The organism is Streptomyces sp. NBC_00878 (assembly GCF_026341515.1).
In the GTDB taxonomy this organism is placed as follows: domain Bacteria; phylum Actinomycetota; class Actinomycetes; order Streptomycetales; family Streptomycetaceae; genus Streptomyces.
Map to the genome: position 1 here is coordinate 2,071,196 of NZ_JAPEOK010000001.1, position 25,672 is coordinate 2,096,867.

General features: G+C 68.6%; 20 protein-coding genes and 1 pseudogene. 8 read left to right on the forward strand and 13 right to left on the reverse strand.

What is annotated here, in order from left to right; translation table 11 throughout:
* Positions 1–25 precede the first annotated feature (25 nt).
* The 5 genes from OHA11_RS08350 to OHA11_RS08370 are packed head-to-tail and all read left to right on the forward strand — an operon-like array spanning position 26 to position 4,383.
* Positions 26–1,627, forward strand: coding sequence for an AMP-binding protein (locus OHA11_RS08350; RefSeq protein ID WP_266493606.1), 1,602 nt, complete (start codon positions 26–28; stop codon positions 1,625–1,627).
* A 10-nt stretch (positions 1,628–1,637) separates the two neighbouring features.
* Entirely contained in the window at positions 1,638–3,194 is a 1,557-nt protein-coding gene (locus OHA11_RS08355; protein WP_266493609.1) for a phenylalanine aminomutase (D-beta-phenylalanine forming), read from the forward strand.
* An 8-nt stretch (positions 3,195–3,202) separates the two neighbouring features.
* Entirely contained in the window at positions 3,203–3,616 is a 414-nt protein-coding gene (locus tag OHA11_RS08360; protein ID WP_266493611.1) for a 3-hydroxyacyl-ACP dehydratase FabZ family protein, read from the forward strand.
* Between the two features lie 40 nt (positions 3,617–3,656).
* Entirely contained in the window at positions 3,657–4,064 is a 408-nt protein-coding gene (locus OHA11_RS08365) for a 3-hydroxyacyl-ACP dehydratase FabZ family protein (protein WP_266493612.1), read from the forward strand.
* 46 nt (positions 4,065–4,110) lie between these two features.
* Positions 4,111–4,383 carry an acyl carrier protein gene (locus tag OHA11_RS08370; RefSeq protein ID WP_266493614.1) on the forward strand — a complete coding sequence of 91 codons (273 nt, stop codon included), beginning with the start codon at positions 4,111–4,113 and terminating at the stop codon, positions 4,381–4,383.
* Positions 4,384–4,450: 67 nt separating this feature from the next.
* Here OHA11_RS08370 and fabG read toward each other — a convergent pair whose 3' ends face one another.
* The 4 genes from fabG to OHA11_RS08390 all read right to left on the reverse strand — a co-directional run bounded on the left by fabG (position 4,451) and on the right by OHA11_RS08390 (position 9,941).
* Positions 4,451–5,215, reverse strand: a complete 765-nt coding sequence (fabG, locus tag OHA11_RS08375; RefSeq protein ID WP_266493615.1) for a 3-oxoacyl-ACP reductase FabG — start codon at positions 5,213–5,215, stop codon at positions 4,451–4,453.
* Positions 5,216–6,333: 1,118 nt separating this feature from the next.
* Positions 6,334–7,452: an IS630 family transposase gene (locus OHA11_RS08380; protein ID WP_266493617.1), complete on the reverse strand. Its 1,119-nt coding sequence runs from the start codon at positions 7,450–7,452 to the stop codon at positions 6,334–6,336.
* Positions 7,453–7,685: 233 nt separating this feature from the next.
* Positions 7,686–8,951, reverse strand: a complete 1,266-nt coding sequence (locus tag OHA11_RS08385; RefSeq protein ID WP_266493618.1) for an IS701 family transposase — start codon at positions 8,949–8,951, stop codon at positions 7,686–7,688.
* An 858-nt stretch (positions 8,952–9,809) separates the two neighbouring features.
* Positions 9,810–9,941, reverse strand: coding sequence for a hypothetical protein (locus tag OHA11_RS08390; protein WP_266493620.1), 132 nt, complete (start codon positions 9,939–9,941; stop codon positions 9,810–9,812).
* A gap of 461 nt (positions 9,942–10,402) precedes the next feature.
* Between OHA11_RS08390 and OHA11_RS08395 the strand changes: the two genes are divergently transcribed.
* Entirely contained in the window at positions 10,403–10,963 is a 561-nt protein-coding gene (locus tag OHA11_RS08395; protein ID WP_266493622.1) for an RICIN domain-containing protein, read from the forward strand.
* Positions 10,964–11,037: 74 nt separating this feature from the next.
* Here OHA11_RS08395 and OHA11_RS08400 read toward each other — a convergent pair whose 3' ends face one another.
* Both OHA11_RS08400 and OHA11_RS08405 read right to left on the reverse strand, forming a co-directional pair.
* Complete coding sequence (locus OHA11_RS08400) at positions 11,038–11,904, reverse strand: hypothetical protein (RefSeq protein WP_266493625.1); 867 nt, start codon at positions 11,902–11,904, stop codon at positions 11,038–11,040.
* A 119-nt stretch (positions 11,905–12,023) separates the two neighbouring features.
* Positions 12,024–12,344, reverse strand: coding sequence for an SH3 domain-containing protein (locus OHA11_RS08405; RefSeq protein WP_266493628.1), 321 nt, complete (start codon positions 12,342–12,344; stop codon positions 12,024–12,026).
* Positions 12,345–12,494: 150 nt separating this feature from the next.
* Between OHA11_RS08405 and OHA11_RS08410 the strand changes: the two genes are divergently transcribed.
* Together OHA11_RS08410 and OHA11_RS08415 are read left to right on the forward strand one after the other, a co-directional pair.
* A complete protein-coding gene (locus tag OHA11_RS08410; protein WP_266493631.1) occupies positions 12,495–15,410 on the forward strand; it encodes a hypothetical protein in 2,916 nt (971 codons plus the stop codon).
* 250 nt (positions 15,411–15,660) lie between these two features.
* The gene (locus tag OHA11_RS08415) at positions 15,661–16,305 is read left to right on the forward strand and encodes a dihydrofolate reductase family protein (protein ID WP_266493634.1); all 645 of its coding nucleotides are present in this window, start codon (positions 15,661–15,663) and stop codon (positions 16,303–16,305) included.
* Positions 16,306–16,672: 367 nt separating this feature from the next.
* Here OHA11_RS08415 and OHA11_RS08420 read toward each other — a convergent pair whose 3' ends face one another.
* The 7 genes and pseudogenes from OHA11_RS08420 to kdpF all read right to left on the reverse strand — a co-directional run bounded on the left by OHA11_RS08420 (position 16,673) and on the right by kdpF (position 25,388).
* Positions 16,673–17,845: an IS701 family transposase gene (locus OHA11_RS08420; protein WP_266507037.1), complete on the reverse strand. Its 1,173-nt coding sequence runs from the start codon at positions 17,843–17,845 to the stop codon at positions 16,673–16,675.
* A gap of 192 nt (positions 17,846–18,037) precedes the next feature.
* A pseudogene (locus tag OHA11_RS08425) lies at positions 18,038–19,817 on the reverse strand (DUF4118 domain-containing protein).
* Positions 19,818–19,863: 46 nt separating this feature from the next.
* A complete protein-coding gene (locus tag OHA11_RS08430; RefSeq protein WP_266493637.1) occupies positions 19,864–20,547 on the reverse strand; it encodes a response regulator in 684 nt (227 codons plus the stop codon).
* 133 nt (positions 20,548–20,680) lie between these two features.
* Positions 20,681–21,391, reverse strand: a complete 711-nt coding sequence (locus tag OHA11_RS08435) for a potassium-transporting ATPase subunit C (protein ID WP_266493639.1) — start codon at positions 21,389–21,391, stop codon at positions 20,681–20,683.
* A gap of 24 nt (positions 21,392–21,415) precedes the next feature.
* Entirely contained in the window at positions 21,416–23,509 is a 2,094-nt protein-coding gene (kdpB, locus tag OHA11_RS08440; protein ID WP_266493642.1) for a potassium-transporting ATPase subunit KdpB, read from the reverse strand.
* Positions 23,510–23,589: 80 nt separating this feature from the next.
* Positions 23,590–25,290, reverse strand: a complete 1,701-nt coding sequence (gene kdpA, locus OHA11_RS08445) for a potassium-transporting ATPase subunit KdpA (protein WP_266493644.1) — start codon at positions 25,288–25,290, stop codon at positions 23,590–23,592.
* 8 nt (positions 25,291–25,298) lie between these two features.
* Positions 25,299–25,388, reverse strand: coding sequence for a K(+)-transporting ATPase subunit F (kdpF, locus tag OHA11_RS08450; RefSeq protein ID WP_037896654.1), 90 nt, complete (start codon positions 25,386–25,388; stop codon positions 25,299–25,301).
* Positions 25,389–25,672: the final 284 nt, after the last annotated feature.

The following is a 25,672-nucleotide window of genomic DNA, read 5'->3' on the forward strand; positions in this document are numbered from 1 at the left end:
GCATGGCACTCGGCGGGGAGTCACTGTGGACGATCGTGACCCCACGGCGGACAACCTCTGCCAGTTCCTGCTGGCTCCCGCCGCTCGCACGCCGGACAAGGCCGCCGTGGTGGAATCCGACGAGACCGGGCTGCTCACCGAGGTCTCGTACCGGCAACTCACCGTGCTCGTACAGGAGTTCACCCGCGCCCTGGAACCACTCGGCCTCGATGTCGGCGACCGGGTCGTTGTGGAAGCACACAGTTCCGCGGCGACGGTAGCGCTGCTGCTCGCCTGTTCCAAGCTGGGTCTGCCGTTCGTCCCGATCAGTCCGCAGACCCCCGACAACCGCCTCCTCACCATTCTGAGGTCGGTCGAACCGGCGCTCCACGCCCGGGCGGACGGCCTTGACCGGCGTGACCTGCCGTGGGCCGGTGGCACCGCGCGCTTCGGACGAAGCGGGCTGGCAGTGGAACACCGTCCGGCGCGCCGGACGCGGCGACGCCGACGCGTACTCGCCGTCGACACGGCCTACATCATCTTCACCTCCGGGTCGACCGGGCGCCCCAAGGGCGTGGTGATGAGCCATCGGGCGATCGTCACGTTCCTGCGCGCGGTGATCGGAGACGGACTGGTCGGCGACACCGACCGGGTCGCCAGCACCTCTCCGCTCCAGTTCGACTTCGCGCTCTTCGGGATCGGCGTCGCTCTGGGGAGCGGTGCGACCCTGGTGCCGGTCGGACGCGAGTGCATCGACTCGCCCCGGCGCATGGTCAACTTCCTTCGTGACACCGACGTCACCCAGGTCCATGGAGTGCCCTCGCTGTGGCGTCCGGTCCTGCGCCACGATCCGGAACTGCTGAAGCGGCTGGACAAGGTGCGCTCGGTGGTCTTCGCAGGCGAGGGCTTCCCCCTGTCCGAACTGCGTCGACTCCAGGAGATGCTGGTCGGCACCCGCCTGGTCAACGGCTACGGCGCCACCGAGTCGATGGCCGCCTCGTTCACCGATGTTCCCGACCCACTGCCCGCGGAGCAGCGGTCGCTGTCGATCGGGCGCGCCCACTCCGGGGCCGAGATGACTCTGGTGGACACAGCCGGGCGAGTGGTGACGCGGCCGGGGGTGGTCGGAGAGATCCACCTGCGGAGCCCCGCGCTGTTCAGCGGCTACTGGGACGATCCTCGGGCCACCGCCCAGGTGCTGGTTCCCGACCCGCTGGACCCGCGGCACGGGCAGGCGGTGCTCCGCACAGGCGATCTGGCCTACCTGGACGAGCGGAACGAGCTGTACTTCGTCGGCCGATCCGACTCCCAGGTGCAGATCCGGGGCAACAGGGTCGAACTGGGCGAGGTGGAGAGCGTGCTGGCCCGGCTGCCCGCCGTGACGGCGGCCGCGGCCGCCATCGTGCCGCACGGCGGCGACCACGTACTGATGGCGGGCGTCGTTCTGGACGACACAGCGGCGCCGTTCGACGAGGAGGCGGCGCTCGCCTTCTGCGCCGAGGAGTTGTCCGCCTATATGACGCCGCGCCGGATTCAGCCCTTGGCCGACCTTCCCCTGACCGAGAACGGCAAGGTCGACCGGCTGATGCTCGCGCGCCTTGTGACGACCGCTGTTCACGACAGGCGCACGACATCGAACCGACACTGAGGAGCCCTGTATGACGTACACCCTGTCCCTGGACCGCCGCGTACGGCTGGCGGACATCGAGTCGATCGCCGCCCCGGAGGGCCCTGAGGTGGCTCTGGACGGTGCGGCGCGAGAGCGGGTCGACGCCTCCCGGCGCACGCTGGAGAAGTTCGTGGCGGACGGCCGAATCATCTACGGCGTCACCACCAGCATGGGCGGGTTCGTCGACTGGCTCGTGCCCGTTTCCATGGCACGCCAGTTGCAGGAGAACCTGCTCAACGCGGTGGCGACCAACGTGGGGGAGCGCCTGGACGACGTCACCGTCCGCGCGATCATGGTGTCCCGCATCGCGTCGCTCTCCCGCGGCAACTCGGCCATTTCCCTGGCCAACTTGGACAAGCTCATCGCGGTGGTGAACTCGGGAGTCGTGCCCTGTGTCCCGGAGAAGGGGTCACTCGGTACCAGTGGCGACCTCGGCCCGCTCGCCGCCATCGCGCTGGTCTGCATAGGCCAGTGGAAGGCTCGGCTGGGCGGCGAGGTCCTGCCGGGCGCCGAGGCGCTGCGACGAGTCGGCATCGCTCCGATGGAGCTCAGCTACAAGGAAGGCCTCGCCCTGATCAACGGCACGTCGGGGATGGTCGGCCTGGGCTCACTCAATGTGCAGCGGGCCCGTCGGCTACTGCGGTCGTACCTGCTCATCTCGGCACTGTCCGTGGAGGCACTGGCGGGCAAGACCAAGCCGTTCGACCCACGGGTCCACCGGCTCAAGCCGCATCTCGGACAGCTGGAGGTCGCGGACTACCTGTGGCGGACGCTGGGCGACTCCCGACTCGCGGTCGACGAACTCGATACCGAGCACCTGCTCGCGGACGAGATCGGAGAAACCGCGAAGGCTGGGTCGCAGTCGATCGAGGACGCCTACTCCGTCCGGTGCACACCCCAGATCCTCGGACCGGTTCTGGACAGCTTGGGCACGATCGAGCGAACCGTCGAGGACGAGCTGAATTCCTCCAACGACAATCCGCTTGTCAACCCCGATGAGACGGAGGTCTTCCACAACGGGCACTTCCACGGACAGTACGTGTCCATGGCGATGGACCACCTGGTGATCGCCATGACGACCCTGATGAACCTCTCCAACCGCCGGATCGACCGATTCCTGGACAACAGCAACAGCAATGGGCTGCCTGCCTTCCTGTGCCGGGAGGATCCGGGCCTGCGGCTGGGTCTGATGGGTGGGCAGTTCATGACCGCATCGCTGACTGCGGAGACCCGGGCGATGGCGATGCCCATGTCCATCCAGTCCTTGAGCACCACCGCGGACTTCCAGGACATCGTCTCGTTCGGCTTCGTCGCGGCACGCCGTGCCCGGGAGGTGCTGGACAACGTGGCCCACGTGGTGGCGTTCGAGCTCCTGTGCGCCTGCCAGGCGGTGGACATCCGCGGTACCGACGGCCTGTCCTCGGCCACCCGCGTCCTGTACGAACAGACCCGGGAAGTGATCCCGTACCTCGACCACGACATCACGATCACCGAGTACGTGGAAGAGCTCGCCCAACGGCTGCTGACTCACCCGAGCCTGGGCTGAGGACTGCCGTGCCCTCCTCACCGCCGAAAGCGACCATGTCCGCCCTGCCCGTACCCCGGGCATGGAGCGAGCGGACAGCCGACGGCACACACGCCGTCCTGCGGCTTCCGGTGGATCTCGGCGCCGACTACATGGCCGGCCACTATCCGGGCTACCCGATTCTGCCCGGAGTGGTCGTCATGGACTGGGTACAGCAGGCGGTCGACAGCCTCCACGGCAGCGACCTGCGACTGTGCCGCATCGACAGAGCACGCTTCGTCCGGCCCCTCTTCCCGGGAGACGTACTGGAACTCGCCATCCAGGTGCGCCGCCGCGAATCGAACGGTGAGGCGATCTCCGCCAACGCCCGGATAGTGCGCTCGGACCGCCAACTGGCCGTCGAGCTCGACGCCACGTTCGGACCGGTGGGGCCCCATGCTTGACCATGCGCAGGTGCGCAGCCTGCTACGACAGCGTCCTCCGATGGTTCTGCTCGACACCGTCGGGGAGTACTCGCCGACCTCGCTCGTCGCCACGAAGGCGATCACCGGCTCCGAAAGCTGCTACCGGGACCTCGCGGACAGCACGCCCCTCGCGGGCTTCGCGTACCCGCAGGCGCTCATGGTGGAGTCGTTCGGTCAGGCGTGTTCTCTTCTCTGGACATTGGCCGGTCTCGGTCCGCCGGACCGCATCCCTTTGCTGGTCGGAGTGAGCGACCTGGTTTTCCACTCGCCGTCCCTCCCGGGGGACGTCCTGGAACATCAGGTCCGACTCGTGCACAGCTCCGAAACCGCTTGCGAGTTCACGGGCCGGTCCCACGTGAACGGCGACACCGTTCTCAGCGTCCGCTCCCTGCTGGTTGCTTCGCTGCCCGGCCCCTCCCCCACGTAAGACCGCACGCCACGCCCCGTGACCAACCCCGACCGAAGGACGGATCATGCAGGACATCGACCACCCGGCCGTACGAATCCGATCGATCGTCGCCGGCATTCTGGACCTGAGGCCGGACCACATCGACGACGACGAGGACTTCATCGACTCCTACCGGGCGGATTCCCTCAACCTGATCGAGATCGTCGCCCAGCTGGAGAAGCACTACCAGGTGGAGCTGCCCCCGGACGAGCTGCAACGCGCACGCTCCGTCAACGCCCTTCGAGACCTGCTCGTCCGGCTCCTGGACGAAACCCGGATCCCGGATTCGGCGGGTTAGCGTCCGGCAGGCCCCCGTGCGGCCTCTCCAGGGTGCCTCCCCCCGTCGCACCGGTGGAGGCACCCGCTCACAGTGCCACGCCGCCGTCGATGCGGAACACCTGGCCCGTGACATATGCGGCCTCGGGCGAGAGCAGATAGGAGACCAGCCCGGCCACCTCTTCGGGTGTGCCGAAACGGCCCAGCGGTATGCGGTCGAGGACAGCGCTCTTGGACACGGAGGCGACCATCTCGGTATCGATGAAGCCGGGGGCCACGGCATTGGCGCGCACGCCGAACCGCGCGAACTCCTTCGCCATTACCTGGGTGAGCGCGATGATCCCAGCCTTGGACGCGGAGTAGTTGGCCTGCCCGACGTTGCCGACGACTCCCGCGACCGACGACAGGGTGACAATCGCCCCCGCACTGCGCCGGGCCATCGAGCGGGCCACCGCGCGCAGCAGGTTGTAGGTGCCGTCGAGGTTGGTCCGCAGCACGGTGTCCCACTCGTCGTCGGACATCAGCGCGAGCGGTCGGTCCCGGGTGATCCCGGCGGATGCCACGACCGCTGCGACGGGCCCGAGCCCGGCCTCGACATCGGCGACGAAGCCGCGAACCCCGTCGCGGTCGGCGACGTCGACGCGCCGGACCAGCACCCGCCTCCCGGCATCGCGAACCTCCTTGCCGACCAATTCGGCTGCATCGGCGTCAGAGCGATAACACAACGCCACATCGAACCCGTCGCGCGCCAGCCGTACGGCGACCGCCCGTCCTATCCCCCGCGACCCGCCGGTCACCAGAGCCACCGGCCTGGCCTCCGCCACCGCACCGGCCTCGCTCGAATCGATGGACATACCCGCTCCTCTCCGGGAAAGACGGAACGAGCGTCGCCTCCCTGCCTATACGGCACCTAGCGGAGGACTTAAGAGGACGTTGAGTCCGTTTCTCGTACTGACCGCGTCCGCCGCTCGGCGGCGCGACCACGGCTGCCACGGGCGCGGCGTCTAACAGTGCATGGAAGCACACGTACAGGTCACACTGACAAAGGAATTGTGCACCCACCCCTGCTGCGAAGTGCCCACCCGCTGGACGTGCCACCATTGCGAACTCCCATTGCCGAAGTCACCAGTGGTCCAACAATGGTGAGCGATGGGAACGTTGTGCCACTGCCCGAACGACCCGCAGCCCAGATGAGGCCCATTGCGGTAGTTGACGTTGGTTCCAGAGATTGTTCCGGTGAACGTACTCCTGTCACTCCACGACTGGGGGCAACTCAATATCCCCGCGTCCGAGGCGGTGGCCGTCGCGGTGGCCGTGGTCAGGCCGCCTGCCCTCAGCATCGCCGTCACCAGAATCCTGACGGCCCGTGAACGGATGTACATGATTCCCCCTGTCTTCATCCTCACGGAGTCTTCATCCTCACGGATCTTCCTGAACCGTGCAGGTGCGCAAGCCGGCCCAGTAGTTCTCAGAACCCCCGAAATGGACCGCCGGCACCCAGCCCCAATTGCCGTTGCCGGCCAGGGTGATCGCCCAGTCGTTCGAGGTGTAGCCGTGGGCCGAATACGTGTCCTTGAAGGAGTTGCTGCGGCAGACGAACAGAAAGGAGTTCAGGCAACGTCGGGAGTGTGTTCCGGACAGCTCGATGACTATCCGGCCTGGTCACAATCGCATCCGGATTCCTGTCCGGATTCCTGTCCGGATTCTCGTACGGAATCCCGTACGGATCCTGTGCCGCGCAACCTGGCCCGGAGGCCGGCGCCGGTCACCCGTGGGTCCCACGTCCGGTCGTAACCCCGCCCACTGGCGGATCGCCAGGGCGTTCTGCCAGTGGGTGCGAGCGTGATCGTGATCGCCGAGTGCCTGGTAGGCGTGGGCCAGGCCGTCGTGGGCGCGGGCCAAAAGTCGGGGGGCGAGCCGGTGGGCGGCGTGCACCGCTAGTGCGTTGGCCACGAACGTTCGCCGGGTTTGATCAGGCGGCTTTGGGTCGTGGTCGGCCCCAGCGTTGCTGGCGTTCGCTGCGGACCTTGGCGCGTTCGCGGCGCTGGGCGGCCAGGACGTCGGGGTGACGGGCGTTGGCGTTGCGCCAGCGCAGGTAGTCCTGAAGCTTCCAGGACAGGACGGTGTGGTTGGGGTGGTTGGAGTTGCCCATGACGAAGTTGCGCAGGGGCCCGAACTGAGCCTCGATCGGGTTGGCCCACGACGCGCTCGTCGGCGTCAGGCACAACTCGACCTTGTTCTTCCTGGCCCAGGTCCGGATGGCCGGGGTCTTGTTCGCCGACAAATTGTCCATGATCACGTAGACGGGGGCGCCGTCGGGGCGGGCGGCCCGGATCGACTTCAGCGCCGAGAGGCTGTGGTCACCGCCTTTGCGGCGGCGGGTCACGCCCCACAACTGGTCATCGCCGAGGGAATAGCAGCCGTGGAAGTACCGGATACCGTGAGTGCGGTGATAGGTGGCCGGCAGCCGGTCCGGTTTCTTCTCCCCGGCCCAGCCGGAGCCGTGGCAGGGCCGGATCGACAGCGGACCGAACTGGTCGAACGCGAAGCACCGGTCCAGGAAACGGCTGGTCACGTGCTCGATGCGGTCGAGTTTGGCGTCCTTGTCGGGATCCCTGGACTCCTTCCAGGTGCGGGTCCGCTGAAACGAGATCCCGTGCTCGCGCAGGATCTGCCGCAGTCGTTCCCGGCCGACCTTCACCGTCCGGACCCGGTTGCGGGCCAGGTACTCGGTGAGCTTGCGAAGGCTCCAGTGCGTGAACGGGCGTCCCAGCGTGACTGGGCGGGTCCTGGCCGTCGCGATGATGAACTCGCGTTCGTCATCGCTGATCAGGCGGGGACGGCCTCCCGCCCACCGAGGGTCCAGCGCGGCCAGGCCCTTCTCGTTGAACGCATGGATCACGTCCCGGACGGTGTCCTCGTGCGCGGCGGCCAGCCGTGCGATCGCCGCCACGGGAGTGCCCGACGCCGACGCCATGATGATCAGTGCCCGACGGACCCGTACGGACTCATGGCGGCCCCGCCGGACGATCTGCTGCAGTCTCTGGCCCTCTTGATCAGTCAACCGCCGTGCTCTGACCGGCTCTGCCATGCATGACCTCACTCCCCACGACAACCACGTCGCTATCGAGAGTGAGACTGACAGACCCAGGCACCCCGGACATCGACCGGCGTATCACCAGACCCGGCGAACGTTCGTGGCCAACGCACTAGTAGGGCTTGGTCAGATTCGTATCGGTGTGGGCATGTTGCGGTGGCAGGTGGGGCAGGCACCGGTCCAGAGGGCGAGGAGTGTCTGTAGCTCGCGGACGACTTGGTAGAGGCTCAGGCCGGTGCTGGGTCTTTTGGGGCCCGGGCCAGTCGTTGCAGGGTGCAGAAGGCGTGCGCGACGGAGACGAGGGTGACGTGGTGGTGCCAGCCGCCCCAGGTCCGGCCCTCGAAGTGGGCAAGTCCCAGGGCCTGCTTCATCTCCCGGTAGTCGTGCTCGATGCGCCAGCGGAGTTTGGCGAGGCGGACCAGCGTGGTCAGAGGCATGCCGGAGGGCAGGTCGGACAGCCAGAACTGCACCGGCTCGTTCTCACCGGCGGGCCATTCGGCCAGCAGCCAGCACACGGGCAGTTCCGGGCCGTCGGTGGCCTGGCGGACCTCGCGTCCGGCAGGCCGGATGCGCAAGGCCACGAAGCGGGAGTACATCCGCTTACGGCCAAAGCGGCCGGTGCCGGGCCGGGAGCCCTCTCGCCACTGCACCGGCCGGGCAGCCTTCCGGCCCGCCGCGATGACCAGCTCCTTCACCGACCGCGGCTTGTCGGGATACTTGGCCAGCGGCGGGCGTCCCGTCCCGCAGTACGGCCCGGCCACCGGCACCGCGTCGGCGGGCTGGGCCGACAGTGTGGTGGAGATCCCCACCACGTAGTTCAGGCCGCGGGCCTGCAGTCCGTGCCGGAACGCGGCAGCGTCGCCGTATCCGGCGTCCGCGACGGCCAGCGGCACCTCGATCCCCCACGAGCGGGTCTCGTCGAGCATGTCCAGGGCCAGCTGCCACTTCTCCACATGCCCGACATCGTCCGGGATGCCGCAGGCGGTGCGGCGGGCGACCTTGTCCGCATCGGCCTCCGGTGAGGCGGGATCCCATGTCCGGGGCAGGAACAGCCGCCAGTTGACCGCCGCCGAGGCGTGGTCGGACGCGAGGTGGAGTGAGACGCCGACCTGGCAGTTGGTGACCTTGCCCGCGGTGCCGGTGTACTGCCGCGACACGCATGCCGAGGCCATCCCGTCCTTGAGGAACCCGGTGTCGTCGAAGATGAGGGCCTTGGGCCCGATCGTCTCCTCCATCCGCCAGGCGAGCTGGGCCCGGATGTGCGCCGGGTCCCAGGGGCTGGTGGTGATGAAGTTGGCCAGTGCCTGACGATTGCCGTCCTCCCCGAGCCGGGCGGCCATCGGCTCGACCGACTTACGCTGCCCGTCGGTCAGCAGCCCCCGCACATAAACCTGCCCCCACCGGCGCTGATCCTTGCGCGCGAACGGCTCGAACACCTCCGCCGCGAACGTCTCCAACTCACCACGCACCACAGCAATCTCGTCCGGAGTCACACACTCTCAACGCCACACCGGGCCCGCAGGACACGCACCACAACAACCGACCTGACCAAGCCCTACTAGGCCGGTCTTGCCGACTCCCGCCATCCCGTCGATCGCGGCGATCACCAGCGCCCCCGAGTCGTGGCCGGGGCTGAGGGAGAAAAGCATGTCGAGCACCGCCTGGCGGCCCGTGAACGCCGAGGGGCCTGCGGGAAGTTGAGCGGGGGTGGCAGGGAGGTCCGGAGGGTCGTACGGGTGCTGGTCATGCGGGTACGGGTCGAGGCGGGTGGTGCGGTGCGCGGCGCGGGCGTATCGGCCCGAGCCCGGACCGGGGAAGCTTCACGGCCCGCGCTGACCTGCCGACGCGCGGCCAGCCAGGCACCGCGTTCCTCCGCTGAGCAGCCGCAGGCGCGTACGAAGGCCGACACAAGCTCAGCACGCGACAACGACACACGGTTCAGCGCACCGGCCAAGGTGCTGTGCGACTGCACTTCCCCGCGCTCGGCCGCCCGCGCCTCCAGCTGCCGGTAGGTCAGTCCCGACGCTTCCTTCAACCGCCGCAACGAGGCGACGAATGCGGCAGCATCCCCTGCCTCGTGAGGCCCCAGTACCCCGTGGTCCCCCCGTGGTCCCCCATGGGGGTCATCGTGGCCAGGGTCAAGCCCTTTGGCAACACGCAGTTTCAGCACGGTCGGCCAGTCACCGGGCAGGTCCGGACACGAATCCAGACACGTCCGTGACCGGGCCGGACCAGCACCGCCGCGCTCGGACTTCTCAACCGCCGGCTTCCTCACGCACATCACGAAGTGGAGGGCGGCAACCAGCGGTGGCCCCGTTGAGGTCGGGGCCACCGCCGTGTGTCAGTCGGTGTCAGTTCACCGTCGGGTTGTCGTAGAAGCCGCTGCGGGAGCAGGAATCGGAGCCCGCGTCATCGACACACGCGTACACGCGAATGCCGGTGATGTGGTTGGAGGCCTCGAACTTGAGGTTCGAGTACGTCACGGTCGTGCCGCAGCCGCTGGAGTTGTGTGGCCAACCGCCTCTTCATCTTCATGGATCGCCCTTCCCTCCAGGGTCCACATGGCCGGTCTGCCATGCACGGCCAGTCTGGGAGCCGCGCACCGGACGGCGTACCTATAACTCTTCAGGGCAACCGTCAGACGCCCCCCACCAGCACGTCCACCGTCTTGGCACCCTTCTCGCTGAGCACCATTCGATGGCCGCGCACCGGCCATCGTCGGGTGCCATGGCTGGGGCCGCTGGGATGCCCGGAGGGCGTGCCGGAGTCTAGTTGGCCACTCGCGACCCCTGACAGATGTCAGGACCGGTAGGCACGCCCACTCCTTCACCCTGAAGCAGCTTCGGAATTGCTGGCTGACGGTGCGTCCGGACCCTAGCTCACCTCGCCCCGGACACCCTGCTCAAGACGGCATATCCAACTCTCATTTGACCAGGGGGAACTCATGCGCGTCTTCTTCCGTGCACTGGCGGTGCCGACCATCGCCGCAGCGTTGATCACCGGATCGCTCACCTCGGCGACGGCGGCGCCGGCCCGCTCCGACACAACCGATTCGGCTTTGATGGCCGACGTCTTCCGACTTGTCAATCGCGGCACCGGGCGCTGTCTCGACGCTTTCTGGTCCGGCGGCGGTGTCAACGGCAACGCCGTCGGGCTGTGGGACTGCAACGACGGCGTCTCCGAGCAGTGGCGGCTCGTCGCCTCGGGCAACCCCGGCTATCCCTACGCTCTCGTGAACCAGCGGTCGGGCAATCGCTGTCTGGACTACCCGGCCGAGTCGGGAGGCGCCATCGGCTGGCAGTTCAAGCTGTGGGACTGCAACGGTTCGGCGTCGCAGGATCTCAAACTCGTGCCTTTCGGCAACTTCTACAAGATCTACGTGGAGCGCAACGGGAACGCGCCGATGGACGCCTATTCCAGCAGCGGCGGCCTCAATGGCAACCCGGTCGGCATCTGGAACGACACGGGCAGCCCCCTGCAGCACTGGACGCTGGAGCCTTACTAGAAAGGGTCAGACACTGGCGCGGTGGCTGCCTCTCCCCTCTCGGTTCCCGTGACATTTCAGCGTGGCGTGACGTGTCAGCGCATGTTGAGGGGCGGTCTTCCGTAAGTACGGGTCAGCCGGTCTCGTCGGCTCTCGCGGGCGGCCTGGGGCGCCGGTTCCTGCGTGCCGGAGGAAGTGAACACGATCAGGTACGCCTCCAGGGCGGAGGCGCCCTCGGTATCCGCGCCCGGCGCGGCATCGTCGAACCGCTCGCGGGAGTCGGAGCGACCTTGGGCCCACACCTGCACGTCATACGTGTGAGACGGATCCAGATCGATGGTCGGCTCGCCTGGGTCGGCCAGCTGTCCGAACACTCTGACGGCTTCGTCGGCACTCCGTGCCGGTCCGTTCGTCGTGTCGAACGCAGCCATACGGCCCGCATAGACAGGCCGGTACGCCACGGAAGCAAGCAGTTCCCACCCGGCCCCCGGCGCCTCGCCACGCTGACCGCTGAGGGCCAGGACAACGGGCGCGGTGTGCTGCTGCACTCGTGATCTCACGACGATGTTGCCAGGGACGACGACGACCGCTTCGCTCGTCTTGAAGTCCGGTCTGCCGTCCCTTCGTTCGAAGCCTGGTTCCCACTGCTCCCCGACGGGAAAGTGGCTGTACTCGATGTTGACGGCCCCGGCGTGACTGATGTGCAGCATGCCCAGAGGCTTGCAGGAAATCGGTTCAGTGCACATCGGTTCAGTGCACGCGGCTCTGATGAAATCGTCGATCCAGTCACGGAACGTAGGAATCTCCGACCCGCTGGTCTTCGGTACAACCACGCTGCGATCGGCGAGATTTCTGTGGTTCCCCAAGGGGCGGTATGCGATGTGACAGAACTGGGTTACGGGTCGGGCAAGCGAGGTGAACGCGGTTTGCCGCCGCCCGGCTGTCTGCCGGACGGCGGCCATGTGTCCCGGCCCCGCGCACGTGGTACCGGGGACCGGCGTTCGGGGGTGCGGGGGTGCGGGGGTGCGGGGCACCGTCACACGTGGTGACAGTGCCCCGCGATACCGACGGGACGGTGCCGTCAGCAGCCGTCGCCGTCGAGGTAGGCCTCGTGGATCCAGACTCCGGTGGGCCCGCCCACCAGGTCTCCCATGACCCAGACGCCGTCTCGGTCACGGAAGATGAGCTCCTGCCCCCAGTTCACCTGGCCCAGGACCGGGTACTGGGTGCCGGGGCCGCCTCGGAAGTTGACCCCGTCGTCGTTGACGACGCAGACGTTGTCCTGCCGCACGACAGCGGACGGGGCGGCGGCCTCCGCCGCCTGCCCGGCCTGTGCGAGCGGCCCGGCGGTCAGCGCGAGCCCGCTGATCAGGAGGTACGCGGCCAGCATTCGCTTCTTCATGGGATTCCTCTTTTCCGTTCGTTGTCCGGTCCTCGGTGCGGGACCTGATGCACCGTTTGTAGCCGCTAATCTGTTGTTCAAGGCCGGTCGGCCGAGGCTGAACAAACGGATACCGAACAATCCGTGTGACCCATGGGGAAGGGTGCGCGCATGCCACGGGGAGAGCGTCCGCTGGACCCGGACGGCGGTCCGCTGTCCGAATTCGCGGCGCGTTTACGGAAACTGCGGGAACAGGCCGGCCGTCCCACCTACCGGGACCTCGCACGGAACGCGCATTACTCGATCGCGACGCTGTCCTCGGCCGCGGCGGGACGTCAACTGCCCAGCCTGGCCGTCACCCTGGCCTACGTCCGAGCCTGCGGCGGTGACGAGCGCGAATGGAAGCTGATCTGGCGACGGGCGGCTGACGCGTGTACCGCAGCGGGCACGTCGGTGGACGGTGACTCGGAGGACCGGGAGAAGAAAGGCGCCAGGCCGCCCTATGTCGGTCTGGCCGCGTTCGGGGAAGCCGACGCCGGTGTTTTCTTCGGCCGCGAGAAACTCACCGGCACACTCGTCGAACATTTGAAGGAAAAGCGGCTTCTTGTTTTGTTCGGGGCGTCGGGATCCGGTAAATCATCGGTGCTGCGCGCAGGCGTACTTCCCGCCTTTCCCGGTGTTTCCTCGCTGGCCTTCACGCCCGGCCCGCATCCGCTGGAGGAATGCGCCGTCCGACTGGCGGCCCGCGCCGACGCCGATCCCGGCCGGGTGCGCGCCGAACTCACGGCCGAGCCGCACACCTTCCACCGGATGGTGCGGCAGATCCTCGCCCGGCAGCAGGAGGCAGGCTCCGCGGCGGACGAACTGCTCGTCGTCGTGGACCAGTTCGAGGAGGTGTTCACCGTCTGCCGCGACGCACGGGAACGGGAGCGGTTCGTCGCCTCGCTCGTACACGCGGCGCAGGTCCCCGACAGCCGCACGCGGGTCGTCATCGCCGTGCGGTCCGACTTCTACACGCACTGCACGCGGCTGCCCGGCCTCGTCGACGCCCTGCCCCATGCCCACCATCCCGTCGGCCCGATGACCGCCGAGGAACTGAGGGCGGCGATCGTCCAGCCCGCCGCCCGCTCCCGGCTCACCGTCGAGAGCGCCCTGCTGACGACCCTCACGGCCGACGCCCACGGCCGGCCGGGGGCGCTGCCGCTGCTGTCGCACGCCCTGCTGGAGACGTGGAGCAGGCGGCGCGGCAACGCCCTCACGCTGGCCGGATACCGTGCGGCGGGCGGCTTCGAGGGCGCGCTCACCCAGACCGCCGAGGAGTTCCACCGCGCCCTGAGCGACAGCCGGCAGAGGGCAGCTCGGCGGCTGTTCCTGCGGCTCGTCGCGCTGGGCGAGGGCACCGAGGACACCAAACGCCGTGTGCCCCGTCAGGAACTCGATGGCGGTCCTGACACCGAGTTCGTCCTCGAACAGGCCACCCGGGCCAGGCTGCTGACCGCCGACGGCGACCACGTGGAGATCGCCCACGAGGCGTTGATCCGCTGCTGGTCCCGGCTCGGCGGCTGGCTGGACGAGGACCGCGGCCAGGAACGCCTGCAACGCGCACTCACCGAGGCCACCACCCTCTGGGAGTCCTTGGACCACGACCCCGACATCCTGTACCGCGGAGTACGCCTCGCCGCCGCGCAGGACCTTCCGCGGCAGGCGCTGACCGCACGGGAACGCGCCTTCCTCGACGCCGGTGTGTCGGCGGCGCGGGAGGAGGAGCGGCGCGACCGCCGCCGCCTGCGCCGGCTGCGCCGCATGGTCGGGGCCCTGGCCGTACTCCTCGTGTGTGCCGTGGCCGCCGTCGGCTTCGCCGTACAGGCACAGGACACCATCACCCGGCAGCGCAACGAGGCAGTGATCCTGCGGGCCGCCGACGAATCCGTGCGCCTGAGCCCGCAATATCCGTCACTGGCCGCCCAGATCGCGCTGGCCGCCTACCGCCAGGCCCCGCAGGAGCGCACGCGGGACACCCTGCTCAGTACCCTGTCCGTCGCGTCGGCCGGCCCGAGGCTGACCGGGCGTACACCGGCCGGGCACACACCGGCCGTGACCGCCGACGGCCGCATGCTGGCCATGGCCGACAGCGCGTACACCGTCCTGTGGGACATGGCGGATCCACGTCGGCCCCGTCGGCTCGCCACCATCGACGGCGACGGGGCCGGCCTGAACTTCGTCGAGTTCACCCCGGACGGCGGCACGCTGATCGGAGCCGGCGGCGACCACACGCTCCGGCTGTGGGACGTGTCCGATCCCATGCACCCGACGCTGCTGTCGAAGCGGCCCACAGGGCACTCGGACGCCGTCTACGCCGTCGCCGTGAGCCGGGACGGCCGCATGGCCGCCACCAGCAGCTACGACGACACCGTCCGTCTCTGGGACATGACGGACCCGGCACGCCCGCGCACCCTCGACACGTTGACCGGGCACCGGGGCAACGTCAAACCCGTGGCCTTCAGCGCCGACGGAACGACCCTGGCCTCGGGCTCCGACGACCGCACCATCCGCATCTGGGACATGACACACCCACAGCACGCCACCCTCGCCGTCCTCAAGGGGCACCGGCACTTCGTCGACGCCCTCGCCTACAGTCCGGACGGCCGGACCCTGCTGAGCGGGAGCGACGACCACACGGCGAAACTGTGGGACATCAGCGCCCTTCCCCGCCACCGCGAGCTGGGCGAACTGGCGAGGCACGCCGACATCGTCGCCGGTGTGGCCTTCGCTCCGCACGGCCGTACGGCAGTGACGGTCGGCGTGGACGGCACGGTGAACGCCTGGGACGTGACCGACCGCACGCGCCCCGCCCCGCTGGCCGTCCTCACCAACCCCGGCGGGTCGGTCAAGGAGGTGCGCTACCTCGCGGCGGACGGCACGATCCTCACCGTGACGGCCCACCGCAGCGTCCAGGTCTGGTACACCGACCTCGACCGGGTACTCGCCGACGCCTGCGACCGCGTCCGCGACCCCATCAGCCGCGCCCAGTGGTCCCGCCATTTCCCGCGCCTCGACTACGCCCCGCCCTGCCCACGCCACACGTGACCCGGCCCGGAGGAATCGGACCGGAGGAATCGGACCGGCGGGCCTGGATCAAGGCGCTGGGCATATCTGCCGATCCTGCTGACGGGCGTCGCAAGGACAAGGACGCCGACCGCAGGACGGGATGGAGACCGATGCACCGGGCGAGGCGGCTGCCGACGAGTACGAATCCGGGTGCCGTCGCAGCGATGAGTCCGCCGGTACCCATGGGTCTACCTCCCGACCGAGCCGACCACCGCACCGGGAGCAGGACATGGGTCTCATTCACATCGAGCTGTTCGCAAGCCTCGACCTCGTCGGGCAGTCGCCCGGTGGCCCCGACGAGGACCCGGTGGGGTTCCCGTTCGGCGGCTGGCAGGCGCCCCTGCTGGACGAGGTCGCCGGGGCGCAGATCGGTGCGGCGTACGAGGGCACGGACGCCCTCCTGCTCGGCCGACGGACGTACGACATCTTCGCCGCCTACTGGCCGCACCAGGAGAGCGGCGAGGACAACGAGATCGCCACGCTCTTCAACAGGGTCCCGAAGTACGTAGCCTCCCGCGGCGAACCCGATCTCTCGTGGGCCGGGTCCACGCAGCTCGGCCCGGATCTGGCCGGCGCCGTGCGCGAGATCCGTGACCGGCACGAGCACGTGAAGGTCGTCGGGAGTCTGAACCTGGTGCAGACCCTGCTGCGCGAGAAGCTCTTCGACCGTCTCGACCTCTGGGTGCACCCGATCGTGCTCGGCGTCGGGAAGAAGGTGTTCGACGGTGGCGCGGTGCCCACGAACGTCACGCTCCTCGAACCACCGGTAGCCAGCCCGAAGGGCACCGTGTATCTGCGCTACGGGCTGGCCGACGGCACGCCCAGGACGGGGGACATGACCGCACCCGATCGCGGTGTCGGGCACGACGACTGAATCCGCCCCGCGCCAGGTGGGTCCGTGTCGGCGCCGGAGAAGGGCGGCATCCCGGATCCCCTTCTTGGAGACGCTTCTTCAGGACACTCCTTGAAGACCTTCGTGTCCTCACCCGCCACAGCCACCGCCACCGCCACACTCGTGGAACCGGAGCTGGCGCCCTAGTACTCCAGCAGTACTTCGTGGCTTGACCTGGGGGAACGTCGAGCGGTGGGAGTGTAGCGGGCGGAATGCCGTCACGGATGGGTTCTGCCCGCCCGCCCCTCGAAGGAGTGCCCACGACGGCGGTAGTGGCAGCGGCGCGCCACCGCTTGACGTCGTCGGCGCCAGTGCGACCAGCTCAACGCGTGGGTGCGGGCACGGGGATCTAGGGGTGCGTGAGCTGCCAGGAGTCGCCGCACTTCTGCCACAGTGAGCGCGATAGCCTCGGCATCCTCACTGATGGATCCCCTTTTTCGACTGCTTGCGCGCTCATCGCGGCGAGGAAGGCGTGGGCGAGCATGGCGAGGGTGATGTGCCGGTACCAGCCGACGTAGCGGCGGACCTCGTACTGGTCCAGGCCGCACTCGTTCTTCGCCGCCTGGAAACACTCCTCGATCGCCCACCGGGTGCCGGCCACGCGCACGAGCTCGTCCACGCCGACATCCAGCGGCGCGTAGCCGAGGTAATAGGCGATCTCGTCCGGGCGGCTCAGGCTGCGCCGTGCCAGTGCCCACCGTCGCCGGATCAGCACACCGTCCTGGTGGTCGTACTCGGTAACCGGTCGCAACTGCACGGCCGCCCAGTCGTACGCGCGCTGCCCCTTCGCGCCCGCGCCGCAGGAACGGCGTTCCCACGCCTGGTCGGGGGCCTGCTCAAAGACCATGTCGATGCGCGGGCCGGCCAGGGAGAACTGGGACTTCGGGACGGCGAGGACGTAGCCGACGCCGGACGTTTCCAGCATCCGGCGGAAGCGGTTGTCCTGTCCGTAGGCGGCGTCCGCCGTCACCCAGGCGATCGGCAGCGGCGAGGCCAGAGCTCTGCGGACGATCGTTGCCGCGAGGGTGTTCTTGGTGGCGAACTCCCGCTCGTCGGGGATCTTGGCGGCGCGGCATCGGTCACGGTCATCCGTCCAGGACTTGGGCAGGTAGAGCTCCCGGTCCACCAGGGCGCGGCCGGCCGTGCTGGCGTAGGCGGCGAAGACGCCGATCTGGCAGTTCTCGGTGCGGCCAGCGGTGCCGGAGTACTGCCGTTGGACTCCGGCGGAGGTGGTGCCCTTCTTCAGGAAGCCGCTGTCGTCGACGATCAGTACCCCGTCGGGGCGCCCGAGTTGTTCGGCGATGTAGGTCTGCAGGTCATCGCGGATGTCGTCGGGGTTCCAGCGGGCGCGGGAGAGCAGGTGCTGCAGGCCGTCGGGGGTGGCGTGGCCGGCGTGTTCGGCGAGCTGCCAGCTGTTTTTGCGGGCTACCGGGGCGAGTAGTGCGCGCACGTAGTCCCGCATCCGGCGGCGGGGTTCGACGCGGCTGAAGTGGTGCCCGATGGCGGTGAAGAGGTGGTCCAGGTCGCGGTCCCAGGTCTCGGCTGCCTGTTCGGTGATCACGGCCTGAGGCTTTCCCGAACACGGGCGATATCTCCGTCGTGGGCACTCCTTCGAGGGGCGGGCGGGCAGAACCCATCCGTGACGGCATTCCGCCCGCTACACTCCCACCGCTCGACGTTCCCCCAGGTCAAGCCACGAAGTACTGCTGGAGTACTAGGACGTGGCCGTCGCCGGAAGGTCGGCCCGGACCGGCTGGACGCCGGACGCTGCCGGGACCGTGAGGACCATGGTGAGGCCGCCGCCGGGAGTGTCCTCCGCGGTGAGGGTGCCGCGCATCGCCTCGGCGAAGCCGCGGGCGACCGCGAGGCCGAGGCCCACGCCCGCACCGCGCGGAGCGTCCCCGTACCGCTGGAACGGCTCGAAGATGCGGTCCTTGGCCTCGTCCGGGACGCCCGGGCCACGGTCCACCACCCGGACCTCCACGCGGTCGGCCATGGCGCTCGCCGACACGACGACCCGCTCCTCGGCGGGGCTGTACTTCACCGCGTTCTCGACCAGGTTGGCGACCGACCGCTCCAGCAGGCCGGGGTCGACGGCGACCATCGGCAGGGTTTCCGGGATGTCCAGTTCCACGCTGTCCTCGGGTACGCCGCCGAGGGCCATCGGGACCACCTCGTCGAGGTCGATCTCGCGGATCAGCGGAGTGACCGTGCCGGTCTGGAGCCTGGACATGTCCAGCAGGTTGCCCACGAGGTTGTCGAGGCGGTCCGCGCCCTCTTCGATGCCTTCGAGCAGTTCCGCCCGGTCCTCCTCGGACCAGGCCACGTCCTCCGAACGGAGCGAGGAGACCGCGGCCTTGATGCCCGCGAGCGGGGTGCGCAGATCATGGCTGACAGCGGCGAGGAGAGCGGTACGGATACGGTTGCCCTCGGCCAGCGCACGTGACTGGTCGGCCTGGGACTGGAGCCGCTGGCGGTCCAGGACCACCGCGGCCTGCGCGGCGAACGCGGCGAGCACCCGCCGGTCCTCCGCCGGCAGCATCCGCCCCGACAGTGCGAGGGCCAAGTGGTCGCTGACCGGCATGTCGACGTCCGCGCCCTCGGGGCTCTGACAGGGCCGCGGGCCCACGCTGCCCGCGCACGTCCACGGCTCGACGTCGCTGACCCGCTCCAGCAGGGCGACCGACTCCATGCCGAAGGTCTCCCGGACCCGCTCCAACAGCGCCTCCAGGCTGGTCTCCCCGCGCAGCACGCTGCCCGCCAGGACCGAGAGGATCTCCGACTCGGCCCGCAGGCGCGCCGCCTGATGCGTACGCCGGGCCGCGAGGTCCACCACGGAGGCGACCGACACGGCGACGCCTACGAAGATGGCGATGGCGACGATGTTCTCGGGGTCGGCGATCGTCAGGGTGTGCACGGGCGGGGTGAAGAACCAGTTCAGCAACAGGGAGCCCACCACGGCCGAGGCCAGCGCCGGGTGGAGGCCGCCGAGCAGGGCCGCGGCCACCGTCATCGCCAGGAACAGCAGCATGTCGTTGGCCAGGCCGACCGACGGCGTGACGCCGGTGAGCAGCAGCGTCAGGAGGGCGGGGCCGGCCACACCCACCAGCCAGCCCCAGATGACCCGGGACCGGCCGAGCCGTGCACCCCGGGCGACGGGCAGACCCCGCCCCTTGCCCGCCTCGCCGTGGGTGATCAGGTGGACGTCCAGGTCGGGCCCCGACTCCCGGGCGACCGTGGCTCCGACGCCGAGGCCGAACAGCGTCCACGTCCATCTCGGTGAAGACCGTGCGCCGGTACTCCAGTTCCCTGCGAGGTATCTGCTCCAGACCGTGCCGCATCACCTCCGTACGCGGCCGGTTGTGGTGCTCCACGAAGGCGACCACGCAGTCCGTGCCCCGCTCTACACGGCGGTGCGCCTCGGACAGCATCGCGTACGTCTTCCCGACGCCCGGCGCCGCACCGAGGTAGATCCGAAGCTTGCCGCGTGCCATCTTCTCGTCTCTTCGTCTGGAAGTCGGTCGGTAAGCCTGTGTCGTTTCAGCCTTCGAAGCGGTAGCCCATGCCGGGTTCCGTGATGAGGCAGCGGGGGTGGGAGGGGTCCGTCTCCAGTTTTCGGCGCAGTTGCGCCATGTAGACCCGGAGGTAGTTGGTCTTGTTGCTGTGCGAGACGCCCCACACCTCCTGGAGCAGGTGCTTCTGCGTGATGAGGCGCCCGGGGCTGGTGACCAGGATCTCCAGCAGATGCCATTCGGTCGGCGTGAGGCGTATGTCGTGTCCGGCTCGGGTGGCCTTCTTGGCCAGCAGGTCGATGCTGAAGTCGTCCGTGACGACCAGCACCGTCTCCGGTGCGAGCGGGGCGGTCTCCGTACGGCGGACGGCGGCCCGCAGCCGGGCCATCAACTCGTCCATGCTGAACGGCTTGGTGATGTAGTCGTCGGCACCCGCGTCGAGGGCGGCGACCTTCTCGTCGGAGGCCCGTCGGGCGGACAGGACGAGGATCGGTAAGCGGGTCCAGCCGCGCAGTTCCTTGATGACGTCCACGCCGTCCATGTCGGGCAGGCCCAGGTCGAGGACGACCATGTCCGGCCGGCGTGCGGCGGCGAGACGGAGCGCGGTGGCGCCGTCGGGTGCGGCGTCGACTCCGTACTTCCGTGCCTGAAGGTTGAGGACGAGGGCCCGGACGAGCTGGGGATCGTCCTCCACCACCAGTACGCGCGTCACCGGCGTGCACCTTTCATGTCGTACGTGGGGTCATGAGGGCCGGAAGTGCGGTGACCGGCTTCATGGCTGCGGGAGTCGGCGGAACCGGGGGTTGTCCCCGGGCACCGACTCCCGCGCGCCGCGCGTAAGGCCATCAGCTCTTCGCCACGAGTTCCTTGAGCGCGATGTTGAGTTGGAGGACGTTGACGGTGGGCTCGCCGATGAAGCCGAGGGTGCGGCCGTCGGTGTGCTCGTCGACCAGCTTCTGCACCTGGTCGACGGACAGCCCGTTCTTCGCCGCGATCCGGTGGACCTGGATGTCCGCGTACTGCGGGGAGATGTCCGGGTCCAGGCCGGAGCCGGAGGAGGTGACCGCGTCGGGTGGCACGCTCGTGACGGTGTAGCCGTTCACGGAGTTGTCCTTGATGACGGCCTGCTTGGCGGCGACGACCCACTGGCAGAGGGTGGCTTCCTCCGCCTTGGCCGGGTCCGTCGGGCAGACGCCGTCGACCGCGCCGTTGTCGCCGGAGCGGTTGGTGGCGCCGGACAGGATCAGCTTGTACTGGGTGTTGACGCTGTTGGCGCCCAGCCCGTTCTGCGGACGTCCCTGGAACCACTTCAGGTCGGGCTCCGGGGTCTCCTGGCCCTTCTTCAGCGGCAGGTTGTACGCCTGGCCGATGAGTGAGGAGCCGACGACCTTGCCGTTCGACGTGATCTCCGAGCCGTTCGCCTTGTCGTCGAAGAGGCCCTGGGCGACGCCGGTGATGGCCAGCGGGTAGAGGACGCCCGTCACCACCGTGAGTACGAGGAGGGCACGCAGGCCGGCCCAGAGCAACCGGGCAGTGTTCGTAACCGAGTTGTTCATGGCGATCAGCACGCTTTCAAGAAATTACAGCCCGGGGATGAAGGAGATGAGCAGGTCGATGATCTTGATGCCGATGAACGGGGCGATCAGCCCGCCCAGCCCGTAGATGCCGAGGTTGCGCCGCAGCATCTTGTCGGCGCTGACCGGCCGGTACTGCACACCGCGCAGGGCGAGCGGCACCAGCGCGATGATGATCAGCGCGTTGAAGACGACCGCGGACAGGATCGCGGAGTCCGGCGAGGACAGGGCCATGATGTTGAGCTTGTCCAGGCCCGGGTAGACCGCCGCGAACAGCGCCGGGATGATCGCGAAGTATTTCGCGACGTCGTTGGCGATCGAGAACGTCGTCAACGCGCCCCGGGTGATGAGGAGTTGCTTGCCGATCTCGACGATCTCGATGAGCTTGGTCGGGTTGGAGTCCAGGTCCACCATGTTCCCGGCCTCCTTGGCGGCCGAGGTACCGGTGTTCATGGCCACGCCGACGTCGGCCTGGGCCAGCGCGGGGGCGTCGTTCGTACCGTCGCCGGTCATCGCGACGAGCTTGCCGCCCGCCTGCTCCCGCTTGATGAGCACCATCTTGTCCTCGGGAGTGGCCTCCGCGAGGAAGTCGTCGACACCGGCCTCGTCCGCGATCGCCTTGGCGGTCAGCGGGTTGTCACCGGTGATCATGACGGTCTTGATGCCCATGCGGCGCAGCTCGTCGAACCGCTCGCGCATGCCGTCCTTGACGACGTCCTTGAGGTGGATGACGCCCAACACCCGGGCGCCTTCCGTGTCTTCGACGGCCACCAGCAGCGGTGTGCCGCCCGCCTCGGAGATCCCGTTGGCCAGGGTGTCGGCGTCGTCGGAGACCGCACCGCCCCGCTCGCGGACCCAGGCGAGGACCGAACCGGCCGCTCCCTTGCGGATCTTCCTGCCGTCGACGTCCACACCCGACATCCGGGTCTGGGCGGTGAAGGCGATCCACTCGGCGCCGGACAGCTCGCCCTGGCTGCGCTCGCGCAGCGCGTACTTCTCCTTCGCCAGGACGACGATGGAACGGCCTTCGGGCGTCTCGTCGGCCAGCGAGGACAGCTGCGCCGCGTCGGCCAGCTCGGCCGCGGCCGTCCCGGTCACCGGTACGAACTCGGATGCCTGGCGGTTGCCGAGCGTGATGGTGCCGGTCTTGTCGAGGAGCAGGGTCGAGACGTCACCCGCCGCCTCGACCGCCCTGCCGGACATGGCCAGGACGTTGCGCTGCACGAGGCGGTCCATGCCCGCGATGCCGATCGCGGAGAGCAGCGCGCCGATCGTGGTCGGGATCAGACAGACCAGCAGGGCCACCAGCACGACCATGCTGAGGTGCGTGCCCGCGTAGTCCGCGAACGGCGGCAGGGTCGCGACGGCCAGCAGAAAGACGATCGTCAGCGAGGCCAGCAGGATGTTCAGCGCGATCTCGTTGGGCGTCTTCTGCCGGGCCGCGCCCTCGACCAGGGCGATCATGCGGTCGATGAAGGTCTCGCCCGGCTTCGTCGTGATCTTGATGACGATGCGGTCGGAGAGGACCTTCGTACCGCCGGTGACCGCGGACCGGTCGCCGCCGGACTCACGTATGACCGGCGCCGACTCACCGGTGATCGCCGACTCGTCGACGGACGCGACGCCCTCGACGACGTCACCGTCGCCGGGGATGATGTCGCCCGCCTCGCAGACAACCAGGTCACCGACGCGCAGGTCGTTGCCGGGCACCTGCTCCTCCACGGAGCCGTTGAGCCGCCGGGCCACCGTGTCGGTCTTGGCCTTGCGCAGCGTGTCCGCCTGCGCCTTGCCGCGGCCCTCGGCGACCGCCTCCGCCAGGTTGGCGAAGATCACGGTGAGCCAGAGCCAGGCGCTGATCGCCCAGCCGAACCAGTCGCCCGGATCCTTGAACGAGAACGCGGTCGTCAGGACCGAGCCGACCAGCACCACGAACATCACGGGGGACTTGACCATCACCCGCGGATCGAGCTTGCGGCAGGCGTCCGGCAGCGACCTGACCAGCTGCTTCGGGTCGAACAGACCCGCGCCGACACGTGCTTCGGCCTTGTGGCCGGTCGGCACATCGCTGTGCGGCGCCCGGGTCGGAGTAGTCGTGGACATCGAGTTCTCTTGCTTCTCTGAATCTGAATGGGACTTCTCTGTACGGGACTTCTTTGTACGGGACTTCTTTGTACGGGTGGTCATGACGCCAGCCCCTCGGCCAGCGGCCCCAGCGCGAGTGCCGGGAAGTAGGTCAGACCGGTGATGATCAGAATCGCGCCCACCAACAGCCCGGTGAACAGCGGCTTTTCGGTGCGCAGGGTGCCCGCGGTGGCCGGCACCGGCTTCTGCTCGGCGAGCGATCCGGCCAGGGCCAGCACGAACACCATCGGCAGGAAGCGGCCGAGCAGCATCGCCAGACCCAGCGTGCTGTTGAACCACTGCGTGTCCGCGTTCAGCCCCGCGAAGGCGGAACCGTTGTTGTTCGCGGCCGACGAGTACGCGTACAGGATCTCGGAGAATCCGTGCGCCCCGCTGTTGGTCATCGAGTTGCCCGGCGTCGGCAGGGCCATCGCCGCGGCGGTGAAGACCAGCACCAGCGCCGGGGTGATGAGGATGTAGCAGGCCGCGAACTTGATCTCGCGGGTGCCGATCTTCTTGCCCAGGTACTCGGGCGTACGGCCGACCATGAGGCCCGCGATGAACACCGCGATGATCGCCATGATCAGCATGCCGTAGAGACCGGAACCGGTACCACCGGGCGCGATCTCGCCCAACTGCATGCCCAGGATGGTGATGCCGCCGCCGAAGCCGGTGAACGAGGAGTGGAAGGAGTCCACCGCGCCGGTCGAGGTGAGGGTGGTCGACACCGCGAAGATCGACGAGGCGCCGACGCCGAAGCGCGTCTCCTTGCCCTCCAGCGCGCCGCCGGCGATGTCGAACGCCGGGCCGTGGTGCGCGAACTCGGTCCACCACATCAGGCAGATGAAGCCGATCCAGATGGTGGCCATCGTGGCGAGGATCGCGTAGCCCTGCCGCAGCGAGCCGACCATCCGGCCGAAGGTACGGGTCAGCGCGAAGGGGATGACCAGGAGCAGGAAGATCTCGAAGAGGTTGGAGAACGCACTCGGGTTCTCGAAAGGGTGGGCGCTGTTGGCGTTGAAGTAGCCGCCGCCGTTGGTGCCCAGCTCCTTGATCGCCTCCTGCGAGGCGACCGCGCCGCCGTTCCACTGCTGCGAGCCGCCGGTGAACTGGCCCACCTCGTGGATCCCGGCGAAGTTCTGGATCGCGCCGCACGCGACCAGGATGATCGCGGCGATCACCGAGAGCGGCAGCAGGATGCGGATGGTGCCGCGTACCAAGTCGGCCCAGAAGTTGCCGAGTTCACCGGTGCGCATGGGGGTCCCCCCGCTCGAGCGAAGCCGAGAGTGGGGGAGGGAGAAGCCGCGTACGAGCGCGACGGCCACCGCGATACCGACGGCCGCCGAGACGAAGTTCTGCACCGCCAGGCCGCCGGTCTGTACGACGTGGCCCATGGCCTGCTCGCCGTAGTACGACTGCCAGTTGGTGTTCGACACGAACGACGCCGCCGTGTTGAACGCCTGGTCCGGGTCGATCGAGGAGAAGCCCAGCGAGCCGGGCAGGCTGCCCTGGAGGCGCTGCAACAGGTACAGGAAGACCACGCCGACCGCGGAGAAGGCGAGGACGCCGCGCAGATAGGCGGGCCAGCGCATCTCGGTGTTCGGGTTGGCGCCGATGCTCCGGTAGATCCACTTCTCGACGCGCAGGTGCTTGCCCGAGGAGTAGACCCGGGCCATGTAGTCGCCGAGGGGACGGTAGGCGAGCGCCAGTGCCGCTATCAGCGCGAGCAACTGCAGCACACCGGCGAGGACGGGACTCATATCTCTCCTCAGAACCTCTCCGGGAACACAAGGGCGAGGACGAGATAGCCCAGCAGTGCGACGGCCACGATCAATCCGACAACGTTCTCGGCGGTCACAGCTTCGTCACCCCCTTGGCGACGAGAGCCACCAGCGCGAACACCGCGATCGTGATGACGACGAAGGCCACGTCGGCCATCGCATGCTCCTAGATGAGGTTCGAATCGAACGGACGGTTAGAGGAAAACGCCTCTCCGGCCGGATTCGACCGCCGTTGACGGCTCTCATACGCAGGTTCGTACGGCTTTGACGGACCTCTTACGGCGGGCTGATCCATCTGCCGGAACCAATCCCCCGGGTGCCTGAAGCACCCCGTACGCCGATCGGACGCGGAACCGCAGCC